Source organism: Akkermansia sp. N21169, assembly GCF_029854675.1.
In the GTDB taxonomy this organism is placed as follows: Bacteria; Verrucomicrobiota; Verrucomicrobiia; order Verrucomicrobiales; family Akkermansiaceae; genus Akkermansia.
In genome coordinates, this window is sequence record NZ_JARWNC010000016.1 from 1 (window position 1) to 21525 (window position 21525).

At 51.3% G+C, this 21525-nt stretch carries 13 protein-coding genes; 4 read left to right on the forward strand and 9 right to left on the reverse strand.

The window, feature by feature from the left end:
* Window positions 1-297: 297 nt before the first annotated feature.
* Window positions 298-1440, forward strand: coding sequence for an NADH:flavin oxidoreductase (locus QET40_RS00280; RefSeq protein WP_280125166.1), 1143 nt, complete (start codon window positions 298-300; stop codon window positions 1438-1440).
* A gap of 97 nt (window positions 1441-1537) precedes the next feature.
* Here QET40_RS00280 and QET40_RS00285 read toward each other — a convergent pair whose 3' ends face one another.
* Window positions 1538-2827, reverse strand: coding sequence for an APC family permease (locus QET40_RS00285; protein WP_280125167.1), 1290 nt, complete (start codon window positions 2825-2827; stop codon window positions 1538-1540).
* Between the two features lie 196 nt (window positions 2828-3023).
* Between QET40_RS00285 and rfaE1 the strand changes: the two genes are divergently transcribed.
* The 3 genes from rfaE1 to QET40_RS00300 are packed head-to-tail and all read left to right on the forward strand — an operon-like array spanning window position 3024 to window position 5579.
* Window positions 3024-4493, forward strand: coding sequence for a D-glycero-beta-D-manno-heptose-7-phosphate kinase (gene rfaE1, locus QET40_RS00290; protein WP_280125168.1), 1470 nt, complete (start codon window positions 3024-3026; stop codon window positions 4491-4493).
* Between the two features lie 5 nt (window positions 4494-4498).
* A complete protein-coding gene (gmhA, locus tag QET40_RS00295) occupies window positions 4499-5071 on the forward strand; it encodes a D-sedoheptulose 7-phosphate isomerase (RefSeq protein WP_280125169.1) in 573 nt (190 codons plus the stop codon).
* Window positions 5064-5579, forward strand: coding sequence for an HAD family hydrolase (locus QET40_RS00300; RefSeq protein ID WP_280125170.1), 516 nt, complete (start codon window positions 5064-5066; stop codon window positions 5577-5579). The genes gmhA and QET40_RS00300 overlap by 8 nt, the downstream gene beginning before the upstream one ends.
* 32 nt (window positions 5580-5611) lie before the next feature.
* Here the strand turns inward: QET40_RS00300 and QET40_RS00305 are convergent, their stop codons facing one another.
* From QET40_RS00305 to QET40_RS00340, 8 genes are all read right to left on the reverse strand, one after another.
* The gene (locus QET40_RS00305; RefSeq protein ID WP_280125171.1) at window positions 5612-6595 is read right to left on the reverse strand and encodes a glycosyltransferase family 9 protein; all 984 of its coding nucleotides are present in this window, start codon (window positions 6593-6595) and stop codon (window positions 5612-5614) included.
* A gap of 6 nt (window positions 6596-6601) precedes the next feature.
* Window positions 6602-7690, reverse strand: a complete 1089-nt coding sequence (locus QET40_RS00310) for an adenylyltransferase/cytidyltransferase family protein (RefSeq protein WP_280125172.1) — start codon at window positions 7688-7690, stop codon at window positions 6602-6604.
* Between the two features lie 60 nt (window positions 7691-7750).
* The gene (locus QET40_RS00315) at window positions 7751-9535 is read right to left on the reverse strand and encodes an ABC transporter ATP-binding protein (protein WP_280125173.1); all 1785 of its coding nucleotides are present in this window, start codon (window positions 9533-9535) and stop codon (window positions 7751-7753) included.
* Window positions 9532-11340 carry an ABC transporter ATP-binding protein gene (locus QET40_RS00320; protein WP_280125174.1) on the reverse strand — a complete coding sequence of 603 codons (1809 nt, stop codon included), beginning with the start codon at window positions 11338-11340 and terminating at the stop codon, window positions 9532-9534. The genes QET40_RS00315 and QET40_RS00320 overlap by 4 nt, the downstream gene beginning before the upstream one ends.
* A gap of 411 nt (window positions 11341-11751) precedes the next feature.
* Entirely contained in the window at window positions 11752-13800 is a 2049-nt protein-coding gene (locus QET40_RS00325; protein ID WP_280125175.1) for an SEL1-like repeat protein, read from the reverse strand.
* 90 nt (window positions 13801-13890) lie between these two features.
* A complete protein-coding gene (locus QET40_RS00330) occupies window positions 13891-15192 on the reverse strand; it encodes a hypothetical protein (protein ID WP_280125176.1) in 1302 nt (433 codons plus the stop codon).
* A gap of 50 nt (window positions 15193-15242) precedes the next feature.
* Window positions 15243-16481, reverse strand: coding sequence for an SEL1-like repeat protein (locus QET40_RS00335; protein WP_280125177.1), 1239 nt, complete (start codon window positions 16479-16481; stop codon window positions 15243-15245).
* 25 nt (window positions 16482-16506) lie between these two features.
* Entirely contained in the window at window positions 16507-21498 is a 4992-nt protein-coding gene (locus QET40_RS00340) for an RHS repeat-associated core domain-containing protein (protein ID WP_280125178.1), read from the reverse strand.
* Window positions 21499-21525: the final 27 nt, after the last annotated feature.

A 21525-nucleotide genomic window follows, 5' to 3' on the forward strand; every position in this document is an offset into this window, starting at 1 on the left:
TTCCCGTAGGAGTGAACGGCACAATCTTTGCGGAGGCGAACACGGAACTCCGCAGCGGAGCGACCTGGGCGAGCGGCTCGCTGGGTTACCGGTACAACTTCTGATAGGAAGTCGGAAGACAAGAAAACAGGAGTCCGTCTTTCCCGCGTGGGGAAGGCGGACTCTGTTGTTTTAGAGACTGAATAGGGACATCGTCAACATCATGGATTTCGGCATGACCGAAGAATGCGAAAATGCTTGAACGCCCCTATGACAGCAACTGTCAGACCTTGAAACGCGTTAACCATTTTTCATCCCATGAGCAATCGAGAAGAACTCAGGCTAAGAGACATTGAAACGATATTCCGTCCCTTTCATTCCCGGAAATTATCACTTCCCTCCCGTGTCGTCATGCCCCCCATGACCAGAGGATATGCCCCCGGCGGCATCCCGACAGATGAAATTGCCGAATACTACAAACGCCGAGCCCGGCAGGAACTCGGGCTCATTATTACGGAAGGCACATTCATCGACGAGCCCAGTGCTTCGCCTTGTACCTCCTACCCCAATTTCTTTGGAGGACATGCCTTAAGAGGCTGGAAAAAAGTCGTCCAAGCCGTTCATACGACCGATTGCAAAATCGTTCCCCAGCTCTGGCACGTCGGCATGACTCGTCCGTTTCAAGGAGACAGTCTGCCCAATCCGGAGCTTCCTCCGATCGGCCCTTCGGGAATTGATGTCGAAACACTCCAACAAACGGCCGATCCCATGAGCATCGCCAAGATCGAAGAAGTTATTGAAAGCTTCACACGTGCAGCAGTCAGCGCGAAAAAGCTCGGTTTCGATGGTGTTGAAATCCATGGAGCACACGGATATCTGATCGACCAATTTTTCTGGGAAGAAACCAATCGAAGAACAGATATTTACGGAGGAGATCTCGTTGGGAGAACTCGCTTTGCCTGCGAAATCATCCATGCCATCCGACGCGAAGTCGGGAGTCGCTTCCCGATTATCTTCCGCTTTTCGCAATGGAAAAATAACCATTACGATGCCAAACTAGCCAGGACTCCCGCTGAATTGGCCGATTTCCTCCATCCTCTCACGGAAGCCGGAGTTGATATTTTCGATTGCTCCACACGACGCTTCTGGGAACCCGAATTTGAAGGTTCCTCCCTCAATTTGGCAGGATGGACGAAAAAGCTCACCGGGAAACCTACCATTTCAGTCGGCTCCGTCGGATTAAGCGAAGACTTCACTCATCTTTTTACCAATGGCCCGGAAGCGGGAAGCGCTCTTCACCAACTGGACTCTCTCGTCGAACGCATGCGGGCAGAAGAATTCGACCTGATTGCCGTTGGTCGTGCCCTGATCGGGGATCCCGCATGGGCTGCGAAAATTCATCATGGCCGCGAAAATGAAATCCATCATTTCTCAAAAGACGACCTGAACGAATTGATCTGATACCGCTACAAACACGCACAAAACCAGAAAGAGGGCCTCCTTGCGGTCCTCTTCAAGTTTACCGATAAGGAAAAAAGAAAACCGCGTATAGCGTCCCTTACTTCCCGGCGATCCTCTTCCCCACCCACCGTTCCAAAAGGAAACTGACAAGGAAGAAGGAGGCAATGATCCACAGAGCTCCCGGCTGGGTTCTGTAAATGTGTCCCAGAAATGCCAAAAAAATAACCAACATCAGGATAAATCCGGTGACAATCGGCCACGAAGAGGAAGAAGTTTCACGCCGCAGTTTCCAGTGTGCCACAAACACGGCGAGATAACTGACCAGGAAGGTAGCACTGGCAATGTTGGCGATCGCTTGCAAATTGAATAAATTGGTAACAACTAGAATACCGCCGATCGTCCACGCAAAGCCTTTGGTTCCCTTCCTCCAGAAAGGGATGGAGAACGCGGGTAGAAGCTGCTTGCTTTTCGACAATCCGATCGATATGTTCAACAAGCTGAAAAATGTTGCATTAATGGCTGATGCAGAAGCAATCAAGGCGGCAATCGATACTGCTGCGCCGCCCCATATTCCCAGTAAAGGCCTGGCAACCTGCGCCATCGCCGTATCGGCGTGAAGGGCCAAAGCTTCTGGAGATATATTTTCCACAACCACATAGGAAAGGATCACATAAAGAACCAGTACCAGCCCGATCGCCAAGAAAATGGCCCGAGGCAAAGTCTTGGCTGGATCTCTGAGATTTCCTGCCGTATTCGCCATCATTCCATAGCCGGCATACGCCAAAAACGACAGGCCAACACTCCCGAATACTGTCAGGGGATCCGTTTCCTTCAGTGAGGGTACGGCAGAGGGTGACAGATTGCTCAATCCTGCAACAATCAATACAGCCAGAATCAATAGCTTAAAGCTGACAAACAAAATCTCCGTTTTCCCGACGCTTCCGGCGCCCCGCATGTTGACATACCCGAACGTCAAAATCACCAAGGATGAAAAAATAGCCGTCGCCATCATCCCCCAATACCCTTCCCACCCCAGTAAATTGCTTGCGTAGGCTCCAAAGGATTTCCCCACCAGGGCAATCGTAATAGCCAGGGTCAGAAGATACACGATCGACAATGTCCCCGAAAATAATTTACAGGGGAAAGCCTTGTTGAAATAGTCCATAATCCCCCCCGAATCCGGATATCGGGATCCTAGTTTCGCATAGGAATAACCGGAAAGCAGGGCAACCACCCCGCCAATCAGGAAGGAGGCAAAAACACCCTTCCCGGCAGCCAGAACCGTCTGGCCCATCAGAGCGAAAATCCCGGCTCCGATCATGGAGCCAATGCCGAGAGAGGCTACTTCCCACAGTGAAAAATACTTCTTAACAGGTTCTGTATCCATGAAAATTCCGGTAGGTAAATCGTTGTGACCTGATTCTTTTGACCTTCTATCCACCCAAAACGATCATTCTAAACATCAATTTTCTCATTTCCCCCGTAATCGGATAGAGAACGCAAAGACTCTGACGGATACGACGGATTACTCTTGCCTCCTGGTGCAGGAACCATGATAATGCACTGAACAGTTCCATGTAGCAATGTCCAGCCTCAGCCGATATATCGACCATTTTTCCAAAGCAAAAATACTCTGCATCGGAGATTTAATGCTCGATATTTTCATCTACGGCAGTGTCAACCGTGTCTCACCCGAAGCTCCTGTTCCCGTGTTGCTGGAAAGCAGAGAAAAAAACATGCTGGGGGGAGCCGGCAATGTTGTCGCCAACCTGAGAGCCCTCGGTTGTCAGACATTTATGGCTGGAATCGTCGGAGAGGACGCCAATGGACAGTCTTTGCGCAGTTATCTTGACAATCTGGGGGCGGATACGAGGCTTCTTCTGGAAAAAAAGGGGTACACAACATCGGTCAAAACGCGCTATGTTGCCGGTAACCATCACCTGTTGCGCGTAGACAAGGAAGAAATGCTCCATCTGGACAGCGAGCTCTCGGAGCAATTGTTGAATCTTGTCGACCAGTGTCTGCCGGATATGGATATCGTTCTCCTCTCGGATTATGGCAAAGGTTTTTTCGACAACAGAATCACCCCGGCCCTCATCCAAAGATGCCGGGCATTAAAGAAAAATGTTATTGTTGATCCTAAGCGCATCGACTATTCCTGTTACCGGGGAGCCGCGCTGGTTAAACCCAACCTCAAGGAATTCATCGCAGCAGCCGGTAAAGAACTCCACCCTTCCGATCCGGATTTCGAGGAACAAGCCGTTACCTGCGGTCAGGCCCTCTGCCGCAAGTACGACATCGGCAACCTGCTTGTCACCCTCAGCGAATACGGCATGATTTTCATCCCCGGCACCAAGCGGACGAAACCTATCCGTCTCGCCACGGAAGCCCGGGAAGTCTTCGATGTTTCCGGGGCAGGAGATACTTCCCTTGCCGTGCTGGGAGCCGCCATGGCTTCCGGTACCTCCATGAAAGACGCCATGAAACTGGCTAATGTCGCTTCCGGAATCGTTGTCGGAAAATTCGGGACAGCCTGCGTCACCGGAAACGAACTCAAAACCCAGCTTTCCACAACAACCTCCTCCCGCCTGCTCACGGTTCGGGAAGCGGTCAAACTCACGAAATCACTTCAGGAACAAGGCAAAGTCGTCGGTTTTACCAATGGATGCTTCGACATTCTGCATCCCGGTCACTTGCATTCCTTCGACAAGGCACGGGAGTCCTGCGATGTCCTGTTCGTAGGACTGAATAGCGATGCCTCCGTCAAACGACTCAAGGGGAATACTCGGCCTATCAATAACGAGAAATCGAGAGCTGCTTTGCTGCTTGCTCTCAAATCGGTCGATTACGTCGTCATTTTCAACGATGATACCGCCCTGCCCCTCCTCAAACAATTGCAGCCCGATGTCATCGCCAAAGAAGGGTACCCCCTGGATCGCTGGCCGGAAGGCAGATATGTGGTTTCGTACGGAGGCAAAGCCCTGGAACTTCCTCGAATCGAAGGGTTTTCAAGTACCGGGATTATTTCCAAAATGAACGATCCATCCTGTTGACCTCTATGAAAGACTTTATCCATGCGGAACTATTAGAAATTGCCGAACATTTCAAACTCCTGGCCTCGTATTCGGGCATCATTGCCGATGCTGCCCTCCATTGCCGACGGGCATTGGAGAACAACCGCAAAATCATGTTCTGCGGCAACGGGGGATCGGCTGCCGACTCTCAGCATCTTGCCGCCGAACTCATCGGCCGTTACAAATTGAACCGCAAAGCCATGAATGCTATTGCCCTCACGGTGGACACTTCCATCCTGACGGCAGTCGGCAACGACTACGGCTACGATACCATCTTCCGCAGACAAGTCGAAGGCCTGGGACAAGAAGGTGATGTCCTGGTCGGCCTATCGACAAGCGGCAACAGCGAAAATGTCGTCCAGGCTTTCCTGATCGCCCGCGACATGGGTATCTCCACCATTGCTCTCACCGGACAGGGCGGAGGAAAAATGAAAGAGCTGGCCGATTTCTGCATCAATGTGCCTTCGGATGCCACCAATCATATCCAGGAAATGCACATCGCCGTAGGACACCTCATCTGTGGATTGGTGGAACAGGGAATCTACGGTCATGCGTAAAGCGCTTTTCCTGGACCGCGACGGGACGGTCAATGTGGAAAAAAACTACCTCTACAAACCCGCCGATTTCGAATTCGTCCCGGGTATTCTCGAACTCTGCCGTGGAGCGCAATCACTAGGCTATGACCTTGTTATCGCAACCAATCAGTCGGGAATTGCGCGCGGATATTACACCGAGGAAGATTTCCAGACCCTTACCCTGTATATGAAAAGCCAGTTCGGACGACACGGTATCACCATCCTGGACATCTTCCACTGCCCACACCTCCAACGGCATGAGGACAGAAAACCGGAACCGGGCATGTTCCTGAAAGCTGCCTCTCAATACGGGATCGATATGGCATCCTCTCTCAGCCTTGGAGACAAGGAACGCGATATTGAAGCCGGTATCCGCGCCGGAATCGGGTTCAATTGCCTTCTCTCCCGGGACAAAACAGTCCCTACGCGAGCCGATGCCATTGTCGCAAGTCCTGACGAGTTGCTCAGCATCATCCAGTCCCGGCAATAATACCCGGAGGGCCTGCTTCTGCGGACAATCAACTATGCCTCTTGCAGGCCTTCATCCAGTTTGGGAAGAAGAGTTTCCCAAACTTGATCCACCGTAATTTTAGTGATCAGATCCGGTGAAATGAGATTGACGGAATTCGCCCCTCGCAAAGCCCCTTGCTTGGTTCTGTTATCGTACAGGGCAATGGCAAAGCACCCGGACAGGGAAGCCATATGGGAGGGTCCCGTATCATTGCCGACGCAGGCAATCGCCCTCATCGCCAATTGCGGTACGTCCAGCAGGGACGTCTTGTTCAACATATTCACAGCCATGGGAGAAGCCCCCGCAATAGCATTGACCTCTTCCGCTTCAATGTCGGTTCCGATCACCACGGAATGAATACCCCGGTCCGCCAGACGGCAAACCAGTTCCTGAAAATTCTCAATCGGCCAGCGTTTGTAAGGATGATTGGGAGAACACCCGGGAATCAATAATACGTACCGTTCCGGCAATGCGTCGAAGTGCTTCCCCTCCCCCTTCAGAAACGTTAAGTCACTTATCTTGAAAGGAGCATGAATACCATTCCGATGTTGAGCACCAATGCCGACGGGGCATTTTTTCTCAATCTTGTATTCAACGCCTTTCCTGTAGTTTACCCACACAAACGACCGTGGCATCATCCACCGAAGCAGAGGATAATACCTGTACCGGGTACGGCTGGATGCCTGCAAATCGTAAATATGAGAAAATTTACCCCGGGCGATCTTCGCCAAAACCTTGAACATGTACGGCAGATTCCAGGCAGATGGCCTATTATCGATAATATACTCGTCGAACATGTTCATTTGACGAGCCATAGCGACGAAAGGAGACATGGTCATCAAAGACAAACTCGCCTCCGGATGCATTTCCCGAATGTGGCACATCGTCCCGACAGACAGGACAAAATCCCCCAAAGCACCATGCTTGATAATGAGTATCTTTTCTTTTTCCATATCCATGAGAGGGGTTACTGTCAATCTTCCGGGAAACAACATGATTGATTAAAAAAGCTTCCTGCAAAACGGCTCTACCGCCCGCATGCCGGGAACATCCGCCAAAGCTTTGTCCCGGAATTCCTGCTTCTGGAACAAATACAGGGCATATCCTCCGAACCCGCCTCCGCAGTACTTCCGGGCGATCGAGCCTTCTATATCAGGCAGGCGCGCCATCCCTTCGTCAAGCTGAACGCTATGATAAAGGCAAACACCGGCCGCCAACGTAGCGATATTGTGTTCAATCACTCCGGCCCTGGCAATAAGGGAAGACTGGGCAATACGTTCATAATCGCGGGTACAATCGGCCATCGACGGCGTATTATGCTGGGAATTGGTATAATAAATAGCCATGCGCCCATTCAGGAAGTCACCCGTACTCTTGATGTCGAGAATTGGTCTGTCTCCAGAACGCCAGACACACAGGCCGGTTTCGGAAATAACGGCAGGATCCTGCCACCCCACTCCGAGAGCCAGCTCCGACTGGACGGGATCTCTGCCTTCAAGCATGGCCCATGCTCCACTGCCTCCCATGCCGGCACACTTCTCGTACGTCCATTCCATCAGGGACACCATTGGCGTCACCGCACAATTGACGACAAAAGCCCCCGCCCTGGCATAACGGGGTACATCCAGCCATCCGCCGGCGAAGTCTACACGCAGGGGAACTTCATTAGGAGCCTTAATCCGATTCACCAGCATACTGGTAGAAACCGGCTGGAAACGCGGAGGAGTCTTGGACAAAATGACATATTGAGCTCCGATGCGGTTACAGAGTTCACGCTTCAAGTCTCCGTACTGGTCATCTTCGGTCACGGCAAGGATATCGGGTTTTTCAGCCAGGAAGTCATCTTCAAAATCAAGGCCTTTCTTCAGGCTCTTGCCAACGACCACCTTATCCACCATCCTTAAGCTTTCCAGCAAAGCCTTCTTATGTTCATCGGGAATGGAAGCCTTGCGATGCTTGTGGATCCATAGGACTTCCGACGACGCAAATGATACAATCAATTGATCTCCAAGGCACCGTGCTTCTTCAAAAAACTGGATATGACCAGCATGAAGAATATCGTAGCATCCGGATACAAAAATCTTTTTCATAAAAACCTAACTCGTTGGGGTATGCAGTTAAAACTATTCAAAAACGGGGAAATAATCAATTTATATGGATTGTTTATCGTAAAGTTCCTTGTACAACGGACAGGAAACGTATAAGTCATCGTGCGTTCCATCCGCAATAATGCGTCCGCTCTCAAACACGAGAATACGCTGGGCAATACGAATGGAACTAAAGCGGTGGGCCACGATAAAGGTCGTACGGCCCACGACAAGTTTATCGAGTTCTTCCTGAATCTTATTCTCGCTTTCCGAGTCCAGAGAAGCCGTCGCTTCATCCAGAATCAGAATGGGGGCATCTTTCAAAAAGGCTCGGGCAATGGCCACGCGCTGCTTCTGCCCTCCGGAAAGTCCGTCGCCGTAGTCGGCCAGCATCGTATAATATCCCTGCTCTTTCTGCTGGGCAAAATCATGTACGGAGGCTTTCTTCGCCGACTCGATCACCTCTTCATCGGAAGCGCCGGGTTTACCAAGGCGGATATTCTCTATGATGGAATTGCGGAAAATGAACGGGCTCTGCGATACCAGCGAAATATTGCTTCTGACGTCCGCCTTCGTCGCATCCCGGAGATCGACTCCGTCCATATGCACGCTACCGGACGAAACTTCATAGAAACGCGGGATCAAGCTGGCAAACGTCGTCTTGCCCGCCCCACTTGGGCCGACAAGCGCCACAACCTGTCCGGCCGGAACATCTACATTGATGTGTTCCAGAACCTTGTGCTTTCCATCGTAAGAGAAGGATACGTCGCGGAAACTGACATTCCCTTTGACTTTTCCCAGCGGCACAGGATTCTCCGGATCCGGCATATTGTCGGGCTGATCCAGAATGAAATTCAACCTCTCCAGGGAAGCCTGGGCCTGCTTGAGCCGGTTGTAGGTCATGCCAAGCCTTTTGATCGGGTCATAGCACATGAACAAAGCCGTCGCAAAAGACATGAAATCAGACTCTTTCATCCCGACGGAATTACAGCGCACCAAAAGATACCCCAATCCGAGGGCACAGACACCTTCCAGCACAGGCACAAGAAACTGCTTATACTTGACGGCCTTCATCTGGATGCGGATGAAACGCTCCGTCAGTTGCCGGAAGATAGCTACCTGCTGGCCCTGCATGCCATAGGAGCGGACTTCCCTCTGGGAGCACAGATTTTCCTGGGCCACGGCCATAATGTCGCCCAATTCCTTCTGTGCCCTACGCGCCTTCTCCACCATCCTCTTGCCAAAGAAGTAAATCGGCCAGATGGACAAAGAGACGAAGAACAAATTACTCAATAAAACGGAAGTCTGGGATGTCTTGGCAGCCTGGTACCCCAGGAAGCATAATGCGCTCACCAGAGTCATCGGCTGCTTGATCAAATCGTTGGACACCTGAGTAATCCCGGCTTGCACGTTCTGAGTATCCGTCAGCAGGCGGCTGATCAAGTCGCCCTTCTTCTGGCTCTCATGGAAAGACAATGGAAGCATCTGCAAATGAGAAAATGCTTTCATTCGAATTTCTTCGAGAACTCGCATCCCGACGAATGCCGTCAAATATCCGTTGATAAAAGTTGCCACGCCGCGAATCGTCATCACCAAAGGCAATATCAGACACGCCGTGATCAGCACGACCATATGCAGACGGTCCGGAGCTACCATCTCGACCAGTATATCCTGGATAAACGGGGGAAGCTTGCTGTTGTCGAATACAACAGGAAACACCTTGTCGATCATCATCGGAATCCCGAATCCGCTCGCAGCGGAAGCGACGACGCCGGACAACAATGCCAGAATAAAAGGCAACAACAGAGGCTTCAAATAAACCAGGAATCGGAAAAATTGTTTCATCATACTCCCTTACCTCCCGATCTCATCAGTTGTTTATCGTACAAATCCCGGTAGAGTGCGGAATTTTCGTACAACTCCAGATGTGTTCCGTCCGCAATAATGCGGCCCTGCTCGAAAACGAGGATGCGATCCGCAAGGCGGATCGTACTGAATCTGTGAGCAATCACCAAAGTCGTCCTGCCTTGGGTAAGTGACTCCAACTGCTCCTGGATCATTGATTCGCTCCGCATATCCAGCGAAGCCGTCGCCTCATCAAGGATTAGGATGGGAGCATCCTTCAAAAAGGCACGGGCAATAGAGACTCGCTGTTTCTGCCCACCGGAAAGCCCTTCCCCGGATTCTCCGATCGGCCTTTCATATCCGTTCGGATCTTCATCGACAATGGTATCAACGGCAGCTCTTTTACCCGCCGCGACAATCTGTTCCATCGTTGCCTCCGGATTGCCGATGCGAATGTTGTCCGCCACCGTGCCGCTGAACAAAACAGGGTACTGAGAGACGAGAGCGATGTTCTTCATCAAATCCTTCTTCCTGTAATTACGGACATCCTCACCATCAATTTTCACGGCACCCTCATTCACGTCGTAGAAACGGCATACCAGATTTGCAAACGTTGTCTTTCCTGCGCCGCTGGGGCCGACAAGGGCCACCACCTGACCGGCAGGAATATGAACATTGATGTCGTTCATCACCATTTTGTCGGCATCATAGGCGAACTTGACATGGTCGAACACAATGTCACCCCGGCAGCGGGTCATCTCATGAGGATGCTCCGGATCCGGCATATCGTCAGGCTGGAAAATGACCTCATTAAAGCGGTCAACGATCGCCATGTTCATCGCCAGCCTGTTATGGACGGACCCCAGCCTCTTGACCGGTTCATAGCAGAGATACATGGCTGTTGCCAAAGACATGAAATCTTTGACTGCCATCCCGTTCTGATTGCCCACATACAACGCGAATCCCAGAGCCAGCGCACTGGAAATCTCCACCATGGGCGGCAGCACGTTCTGCCATTTCACCACGTTGAGCATGGTTTTAAGGAAATTGCTAATCTGGAAACGAACGTGTTTAATCTGTTCCTCCTCCATGGCGTAGGCACGGATATCACGCTGGGAAGAAAGGTTCTCCTGAAGAGAAGCCGTAATGTCTCCCAATCCGGCCTGGGCCTTGCGAGCCTGTTTCAACATGATTTTGCCGATTCTCTGAATGGGCACGATACAAAGCCCCACCAGCACCATATTGATCAGCAAGATAAAAAACTGCTCGCTCTCGCTCGCTTTGTAAACAAGATACCCTAAAGCGCCCAGCATCGTCATCGGCTGGAGCACCAAGTCATTGGCCACTTGGAGAACCCCCTCCTGAAGAAACTGCGTGTCGTGCATCAGGCGGCTGAGCAAATCGCCGCTCTTGTGCCTTTCATGGTAGGAGAGGGAAAGGTTTTGAAACTTTGTGTACAATTGAATACGAAGACGTTCCAACACCCTCAACCCGGCAGCAGTCAACCAATATGCATTGAAAAATCCGGCGATTCCACTCACCGTAACGACCAGCGGCAAGAAACAGGCCGCCACCCAGACCATGGCACTGTGCAGGTTAGCCTCGCCGAATATTCCCACAAGAATAGACTGTATTTCCGGTGAAAGTTGCGCATGCCCGAACACTACGGGGAAAACCTTGTCGATCATGAACGGATATCCGAATCCGCTCGTCGCCGCCGAAACGACACCTGCCAAAATAGAAGCAAAAAGCGTCCATTTGTGAAACCGTATGTAGTTGCGCCACAAATACAATAAACGCGAGCCCATGGTCGCCCGTGGAAGAACGGGGTCCTGTATTACGGGTTCATTATTCATTATTCATTCAATCCGGTAGCTGTCTCTGAAAACCAAAAACTTTGCCGATTATACAGATCCTCACGCCATGTTCAAGTGTGGAAGGAATCTTCTTCGCGTTATCGTTCGCTTCGCAAGACTTCAAAACAGACCTACAAGGACAAATGCTGCTGGAAAAACACCCGGGCCATGCTGCCCGAGTAGATTGCTACCCAGAGAAATCCAATCCATATGCTTCATCAAGCCCACATGCTGAACAAGGAGAAATGGGGGCTTGCACTGAATGAATCAGCATGTTCGGGAACCATTTGCCCGGACCAACCACAAGGGAAGCGACATAACCAGCGGCATTCCGGAATTGACCGGCTATTGGAAATAGGTTTCTCAGGAAGAAGCTTTTATGTGGAAGAGGCGTTCCAATGCTTCCTTAGCTTTTTCATTTCCCTGATCCGCCGCTTTTTGAAGCCATTTTTTTGCTTCCGGCATGTTTTGATAAATTTTATCCGGATCATAATATTCTACATCCCCAGCATAACACGATCCCAAAGCATATTGTGCTTCACTGTCACCAGCTTCCGCTGCTTTTTTCCATAATTCCAGTGCCTTGTTGACATCTTTTTTCAAGCCTCCCAACCCCATGGCATAAAAGATTCCCATATTACGTTGGGCCGCTGGATCTCCTCGGTCAACCGCTTTTTGAGTCCAATAGACAGCTTTCTCTGAGCTTTTGGCAACACCTTTTCCCATCAAATAACAAACACCAAGAAAACATTGTGCTTCTCTATCTCCCTGGTTGGCCGCTTTTGTGAGCCATTCAATAGCTTGGGGAATGTCTTGTTCAACACCTTTCCCTTGGAAATAACAACCCGCTACTGTAGTAGCACTCAAAACGTTTCCCTGTTTGGCAGATTTCATGGCCCAGGTAAACGCTTTCCCGTAATCCTGAGTGACGCCGTTACCCTTCCCATAGCAGATACTCACTTGAACCTGCGCATCCGCATTGCCCTCTTCAGCAGCCTGTAAGAGCTTCTCAAAACTACCATATGTCCCAAACGGCGATTCCTGCGGACTTGCTGTTTTTTCAGGAGTTTCCTGTTGCTTGACTAATGCAGCGGGCATTTTTTCATGATGCGATTTCAATTCTGTTAAAACTTCTTTTGCTTCTGCATTTCCCTGACGAGCCGCCTTTTCCAACAAAATTTTACCTTGCTCTTCATTTTTTTCTCCTCCCCAACCATTCATATAACAAAGTCCTAAAAGATATTGAGCATTCGCATTGTTTTGATTGGCTGCTTTGCTAAACCAAAGTCTTGCTTGGAGTAAATCCTTATGGACATTTATTCCTTGAAAATAGAAACGACCTATATCATAAAGAGCAGGAGGAAAATTATGTTCTGCTGCTTTTTGATACCATTCCAGGGCTTCTTCTAAATTTTTATCAACATTTTTCCCTGTCTCATAATAGAGACCAAGTTTCCATTGTGAGTATGGATATCCTAACTGAGCAGATTGCTCATACAATTCTAATGCTTTTTTAGGATCTTGAGGTACTCCTTGCCCTTCTTCGTAGTAACTGGCAAGAAAGCCTAGAGCTTCTAAATCACCTTGTTCTGCTGCTCGAAAAAACCATTCAATGGACTTTTCTGTATTTTTAGAAATGCCACACCTGCCCTCTGCATAAATTATTCCTAAAGCGTTTTGTGCTTCTCTGTCTCCTGATTTACCTGCTTGCTGGAATAAATGGAATGCTTTTTCTTCGTTCTTTTCCATTCCAATACCGTTATAATAGCACATGGCAAGACGAGTTATTGCTGCAATATTCCCGCGTTCCCCCGCCAGAGTATATAGTTCGACTGCTTTTTGAGGATTTTTATGAACTCCCTGTCCCATCTCATACATCCAACCAAGTTTGACAGTAGCAGGAGCATCTCCATTTTCAGCAGCAAGCGTATAATATTCGAATGCTTTAACAATATTTTGTTCTACACCCTGGCCAAGTTCATAACAAAGGCCTAAAACCCTATAAGCATCTTTGTAGCCTTTTTCTATTGCTCTCGAAAATAGTTCCACTGCCTTGGTAAAATCCTGACAACCACTTTCTGGATTTTGATACAGGATACCGAGATTATATAAAGCTAGAGGTGAATCCTTTTCCACTGCTTTTTTGAGCCAATAAAGCGCTTTTTGCATATCCTTTTTGACAAACTTGTTGCCAACACTGTAAATAGCTCCAATATTCGCTTGAGCATCAGGATCTCCACTCTCTGCCGATTCTTCAAGTAGATGAAAAAGATTTTCATTCCAATAGAGAGGTTCATTGAGGATTTCCCTGGACGCTCTTATCTTGAAATTGTTATCAGCTTGAGAGAAATAAATCGACATGATCCCTAGGCAAATAATCGAAACGAAATGAATTGGAAATGTTTGTTTCATAGTTTCATCAAAAGCATTTAGTTATTGCATCACCAATATTTCTTCCTGCTTGCGTACCCATTAAGATTTACCCCCATACTAAAGTAGAAATCAGGGAAAATCTTTTTCCTGATTAAGGCGTTCCAAGAATTTCTTGGCTCTTTCGTGTCCCTGCTCCGCCGCTTTTTGAAGCCATTTCCGTGATTCCTGGATATCCTTCGGAATATCTTTAAAATATAGTGTTTGCCCGGAATAACAGCCTCCCAATGAATATTGAGCTTCTGCATCTCCTTGTTCTGCCGCTTTTTTCCACCATTCTAGTGCTTTAGTTGTGTCCATGCGCAATCCTCCCAATCCCAGAATATAGAATATTCCCATATTGCTCTGGGCACGAGCAATCCCCTGTTCCGCTGCTTTGTTAGACCAATAGACCATTTTCTCAATCTTATTCTGTGCTTCAGGATCTATTTGCGAATATTCTTTTTGGACAAGCTCTTGTATCTGGTCTTTTGTTTTTTCAAATACCAGTGTCGACGATTGATTCAGAACTTTCTGTACATCTTTATCCCTGCCGTATAAAGCACCCAAATCATCTTGAGCATCCGGATGGCCTTGTTCCGCTGATTTTTTCAACCAATAAAATTCCTGAGAGATGTCTTTTTTTACACCTTTCCCCAATGAATAACATGCTGCCATATAATATTGAGCATTTCGGTTTCCTTGGTTTGCTGATTTTTCAAACCAGGAAAAAGCTTTCTTCTCGTCTTGGGGAACCCCTTCGGCTCCCAAATAATACATTAAGCCCAGATTATATTGAGCATCCGGATCGTCTTGATTTGCTGATTTTTCAAACCAGAAAAAAGCTTTCTTCTCGTCTTGGGGAACTCCTTCAACTCCGTAATCATATATTGCTCCCAAATTATTTTGCGCTTCAGCATTCCCCTGTCTGGCAGCTTTTTGAAGCCATTCTACTGCCAGGGGCATGTCTTTTCTGGTTCCTTTCCCTTGCAGGTAACAACTAGCAACAATAGATGCTCCCTTGGCATTCCCTTGTTCAGCAGATTTCATCGCCCAGGTAAACGCTTTCCCGTAATCCCGAGTGACGCCGTTACCTTTCCCATAGCAGATACTCACTTGAACCTGCGCATCCGCATTGCCCTCTTCAGCAGCCCGTAAGAGCTTCTCAAAACTGCCATATGTACCAAACGGAGATTCTTGCGTAACAATTTCTCGCATAACAAGTTTTTTTTCAGGAATTTCCTGTTGCTGGGCCAATGCAGCGGGCATTTGAAGAAATATCGACGAGGTAAGTATCAAAAAAAGTTTTTGCTCAATCCAACACCACCGAATTTTCCATAACGATTTGCCTTGGATTATATCCAGAGGCAAATGCAAAATTGATTTTAAATTCATTTTTTTTATGACATTTTGTAAATTTATTTGTTGCTCAATTAATTAAAAAACTAAAAGATACACTGTGATTTCAACCAGGAATACACTTCTTCTGCATTCCCATTACCTTCTGCTGCTGATTTTTCAAGCCATTGCATGATTTCCTTCAGCTTGACTGGAAGTTCTTTGCCATCTAAAAAAAAGATTCCCAATTTAATTTGAGCAAAAGGATTTTCATGCCTTGCTGCTTGTACCCATAATTCTATTGCTTTGGCAGGGTTATGTGGAACACCTTTCCCTTCATAGTATAGACACCCCAAGCGGAACAAGGAATTGTTACAGCCTTGTTCCGCAGTTTCTTTCCACAATTCCAATGCTTTTTTTTCATCCTTAACGACTCCTATTCCGTTTGCATAACAGTTGCCGAGAAAAGAACGAGCCTCCAAATTACCTCTTTCGGCAGATAATTTTAATGTTTGAACTGCGAGATCATAGTCCTGTGGAATGCCTTTGCCTTCAGCAATACAATAGGCAAGATTCAACATTGCCATGTCATCACCTTGTTCCATGGCTTTCATGTACCATTTTACTGCTTTTTCATGATCTTGTTGGACACCGTTTCCATAGAGATAACAATCTCCCAAGAATACTTGAGCCCGTGCAAAATTTTGTTCTGCTGCTTTCTCATACAATTTTACCGCCTTTTTCATGTCTTTAGGAACAATCATGCCAAATTCATACATACCCCCGAGAACAAATTGTGCATTTCGGAAACCTTGTTTTGCAGATTTTGTGAGCCATTCCACCGCTTTTTCTGCATTCCCTGGAGATTCTTTTCGTTCAAGATAATAGTACCCTAAATTGTATTGTCCTGGTGCATACCCCTGGAGAGCAGATTTTTTTGTCCATTCATATGCTTTTCCTATATCCAAAGGAACACCTTTTCCATCAAAGTAACAATTACCTAAGGAATATTGCGCTTCCGCCTCTCCCTGTTCCGCTGCCTTCATAATCCAAAATGCCGCTTTTTCATAATCTTGTTCAATACCATCACCCTGACCATACCGAGTCGCCAATATTGTTTGGGATCTGGCATCACCTGCCTTTGCTTTCGCTATAAGATCCTCTAAACTAGTATCTTCGCGGCTCTGGTTAGGTGATAATGAGTTCTCCTGTGAACCATCTGCCCACGATGGGGTTAGCAACGTAAAGACCAGACCGATTCCAATCATGAAATTCCCTATTTTTATAGAAAGAGAATATATTTTAGGAATATGTAAAAGATCGCGCATTAGTAATTCGTTTTTCATTGCCTTAATTTAAAGAAACATTATTTTACCATGTTCTAGAACCTCCTATAAAAAATAAAAATTCCTTGCGTTTATCTGTATTTGCTTTAACTCCTCCAAACAAAACATTTCGGTCATCTATATCATAGTTCGCTTTTCCTTCAACATGGAATCCCTTTTCACTTCCTCCTGCTTTTAGTTCCCAAGAACCTTCCTGAGAAATTTCTGCTTCTCCGGACGTTTTACCATCTTTTGCATCAACCTTTAGCTTTATTTTCCCTTTAATATCTTTGTCTTTTGAGGCTTTGAAAGTTTCAGCAATCTGTTTCATTCTCTCTATTACTTCCTGTTCCCGTTTAAACCTATCACGAGCTTCCTTTTCGGCTTTTTCTTTTTCCTTCTTTGCTTTTTCTTTTTCTTCCTTTTCTCGTTTTTCCCGTTCTTGTTTTTCCTCGGGTGTTTCCTTTCCTGTATCATCTTCCTCTTCTTCTGAACCGTCTTCCGGGGTAGTCGGATCATCAGTTTCATCTTCATCATCATCCTCGTTTTCCGCATTTGGTTCTTCGGGTTCGGGTTGAGGATTCGGGCAGGTCTGGCCGTTTGTCGGCGCGGGCGTGCCGGGATCTCCGGGAACGGGGGTAGAACCACTGCCCGATTCTTCTTCCAGGCCCATCCAGTCCGACACCATGCGGTTCCCGGCGAAGGCGTAGAGGTTGAGGCCGCCTTCCTCCCCGAGGGGATCGCGGCTCACCCACCTGCCGTCCTGCGGGTTATAGTAGCGGTAGTTGTAATAGACGAGGCCCGTCTCTTCGTCACAGACTTCACTGCCCCATTGCACGGGGCTGGCGACTGTGCCGGAGAAGGCCTTTTTCCCGAAGGGGGAGTAGTCGTACTGGCCGACGAGCCGCCCGGTGATGTCGAACACTTCCGTGACGTTCTTGTTCTGGTCATGCCCGAAGAGGTAGGCCTGGTGGTTTTTCACCAGCGCGAGGGGACGCGCCGCCCGGGGGGCGGTCGGGTCCCACAGGAGGGCGTGATTCACGGAACTGCCGTTCTGGAGGTTCAGGGAGGCCACCTGCACGTACCCGCGGTAGAGGTAGCGTTCATGCAGGATGATGACGGAGCCTTGGAGCGTCACTTTTTTGGAATGGCGGCGCCCTTCGGCGTCGTAGCCGCATTCGACGACGGTGGCACCGTCCGACGACGTGAAGCGGACGGGACGGTTCCACGCGTCGTAGAGGACGTTCCAGATACCGGTGGGAGTCAGAATTTTCGTCTGGTTGCCGTCCGCATCGTAGGCCGGGGTGAAGCTTTCCGCCGTCTTCTCAAGCAGGGTGTACTGGTCCAGGGAGTTGGCCGTGTAGGCCGTGGAGGTTCCCGTCTCCGTGGCCGTCTGCCGGTTGCCGATGTTGTCGTAGGCGTACTGGTAGGCGTCCGTCCCCAGGGTGGCCCCGGTGAGTTCGCCGCGGCCATTGTAGGAGAAGGAATGGGACGCCGCCGCACCGGAGCCGCGCTTCTGCGAACGGGCGGTGAGGCGGGAGAGATCGTCATAGGAGTAGGAACGCTCCGCCAAGGGGGAGGAGGAAGAGGATTTCCTGATCCGGGCGGATGCGAGCAAGTCGCGGTCCGGCTCGTAGGAACGCTCGTCCAGGAGGCTTCCGGGGAGCGATATGCTCCGGATGAATTCGGAGCCGGGCAGGTAATCGAAGGCGAAGCTCTGCTCCAGGGTGCCGGAGGTGAGGACTGCCGTGCCGATCCTGCCGTCCGCCGCGTAGCCGATGGCCGTGGAGAACAGGCTGGAGGTGGCCGACGAGAGGCCGTATTCATCCAGCCGCCCGTGGGCGTCGTAGCTGTTGAGGAGGCTGTAGTCGGAAGCATTCGACGCGAAGGTCTCCCCGGTGATGTCCCCGTAGTGGTTATACTCCACGGTGCGGGTTCCGGAGCCGTCCGTCACGCCCGTGATCCAGCCGAGGTGGTTGTACGAGTAGGTGACGGAAGGCGTGGCGGCGTCCGAAGAGACGATGGAGAGGAGTTCCCCGGTCAGGGGGTTGTAGGTGCGGGAGGAGGTTGCCCCCCGGACATTGGTGGTGGAGATCAAACGGTTCATGGCGCCGTAGGCCATGTGCTCGGAAGTGGCGTCCGGGTAGTTTTTTTGGATGGGGAGGTCCCCCTGCCAGGCGTATACCCAGGTGGTCGTGTCCCCGTCGGTGCGCCCGGTGGGGTCCGTGACGATGGAGCCGGAAGGTACGCGGAAGGTCGTCAGCGAGGAGAGGTTGCCGTTGGCGTCATACCCGCAGCAGACGGGCTGGACCCCGGTGCCGTATACGGCGGTGAGGCGGGCGCAGGAGTCGTACTTATAGCAGGTGGTGAAGCCCAGGGCGTTGGTGACGAGGGAGGGCAGGCCCGTGACGGGGTCATAGGCCGTGGCGGTTTCCTTCCCGGCGCCGTCCCTGACGAGGACGACGCGCCCGGCGGGATCGCGCTTGACGGTGACGGCAATGCCGCGGCCATCCGTCTCCGTCACCGTCGTACCGGCAGAGGTGAAGGAGCGCGAGGCGGTCGTCACGGTTCCGGAGTGGTCCTTGCGGTAGGTGGCGAAGCCGTCCTCCAGGCGGATTTCCGCCGTGACGGAGGAGGTGGGGATGGTGCGCAGCCACGTGCGCTTTCCGTCGCCGTCGTATTGCGTCCACTCGATGATGACGTTGCCGTACAGATCCGTCGAGACGGTCTTGCTTTCCAGCGTGGGGCTGAGTTCCGAAACCAGTTGCGCCCGCGACCGGGAGAGGGGCTGGCCGGAGGCGTCATACGAGGTGGCGGTCACAACGGAGTACACCCCGTCGGCACGCTCTTCATAGGTGCGGACGTATTCCACGATGCGGGAATTCTGCGGGGTGGGCTCGGGAGAAAGAGGCATGAGCTTGCGGGAGAGTTTGCCCATGGCGTCGTATTCGTAGAGGAAGGGGACGCCGAGCCTGCTCTCCGAGACGAGCTGGTTTTTCGCGTTGTAGCTCTTCTCCGCGACGAGCTGCATGGCGAGGGAGGAATCGACGGGGGCGAGGTATTCACGGCGTTTTCTGCCGAGCCAGTCGGTCTCCTCGCTGCCGGGAACCTGGGAGGAGGAATAGCTGCGGATGGTCGTACAGAAGGCCTCCTCGGCGGCATAGGAGTAGGAGACGGGACGCTTCCCGGCGGCAGCCAGGGCGTGCAGGGAGGAGTCCTTGTTGTAGTCGGTCGTTTCCTGGGCGCCCGCGGGGAGGGTGACGATTTTGCGCAGCCCCTTGTTCTGGTAGCTGTACGCGGTGGTGAGGCCCCGGGCGTCCGTCTCCGAGGTCAGGCGTCCGAGAATGTCGTAGGTCCTGGCGGTCGTGCGGCTCATGGCGCCGATGTCTTCCCGGATGGAGAGGGCGCGGCCGAAGGAGTCCCGCGTGTAGGTGGTGATGGATTCCGGAGTCGTCGCCGTGGCGGAGCGGATGATTTCCACAAGCTGGCGGGCGGAGTTGTAGCCGTAGGAGAGAATCACGCCATCCTCGTCCACGCGGCGCAGAGGGCCGCAGCATCCCCATTCCGCCGTGCTGACGCGGCCATTGCCGCGGGTGGTCTTGATCAGGCGTTTTTCCCCGTCGTACTCGTAACCGGCGGATGAGACGAGGCTCCATCCCTGGCCGGTGTGGACGTATTTCTCATTGCGCAGGAGGGTTTCATCCTCCGCGATGTACTGGATTGTGCGTTCGCTGCGGCCCGGCATGACGGCGCCGTTGACGCGGGTTTCCGTCGTAACCTTCCACCGGGCGCCGTACGAGGTTGTGTCTTCATAGACAGCGACCTTCTGGACGCCGTTGAATCCCTGTTTTATCCGGGTGCGCCCCCGGGAGTATTCATTGGAGGCCTGTTCCCCGTAGAGTTCCCGGATTTTGACGAGGGGCACGGTTTCCCCGGCTGCGAGGATGCTGGTCGTGATGCGGTTGAGGAGGGGGGAGTCCTCGTAGGTGAAGGTGGTCGTCTTGAGTACGGTCTCCTGCCCGGTGGAAACGTGTTCCAGGGAGACCTGCCTGGTGGCCGGGCGGCAGTCGTTGAAGCGCAGGTCGGCGTAGGTGGTGCGCACGACGTATTCGTAGTCCCCGTCCGTCCAGGGGGAGGCTTCCATGGTGACGCGCCCCTGGGAGTCGTACTCGTAACGGGTGTAGCCGCCGTCCGGCAGGGCCTTGACGGAGACGCGGAACTGGCTGTTATAGGTGTAGGACGTGGTGCGGGCCAGCGCGGTGCCGTAGCCCTCCGTGCGGCTCAGGACGAGCCATCCGCCGTCCGTGTATTTCTTCACGACGCGCTCGCAGAAGGAGGGGGCCGTTTCCCGGAATCCTTGGACGGTCTTGATTTCCTCCCACTTGTCTCCGGGAAGCATGTTGCGCTCATAGGTGGTGACGATGCGCTCGTCCCCCGAGCCTTCGGTGATGATGGTCTTGTTCCCCTCGATGCGGCGTTCCTTGACGAGGGCTTCGTGCCCGGCCTCCTGGGTGGTGATGTTCATCGTCCTGACGGAGGGGTTCCATTCATAGGTGTAGACCTTGACGGGAGTGCCCTGGGGGAGGGTTTCCCCGCGGGCGTTCCTGGCGAGCCGTGCCGGGGGGAACTGGGAGATGGTCAGCTTGTTGGGCGTGCGTGCAAATTCCAGCACGCCGTCCCTGGAGCTGGCGATGCGTTCGATGTCCCCCAGGGAGTTCCTGGTGACTTCCACCTGGGAGTCAAACGAGCTTTTCGGAATGACGGCCCCGGTCCTGGTGGTCATGGAGTGGAGCTGCCCGGAGGCCAGGTCAAGCGTCTGGGAGGAACCGTCCCCCTGGACGATTTTGACGAAGGCCGGGGAATTGTCCGTACAGGGGGTCATGTCCGCCTTGAGGAACTGTCCGAGGGCAATGCCCCGGCGCGTGATCCCGTCGCGGCTGGCCGTCGCGTTCCCCGGAATGCCCTTGAAGAAGAGGGAGCCGCCCGCGGACTGGTTGACCTGGACGGACTTGGTGGAAGCATCGTAGCGGACGGTCATGCCCATGGGAGTGGCGAAACCGACCTT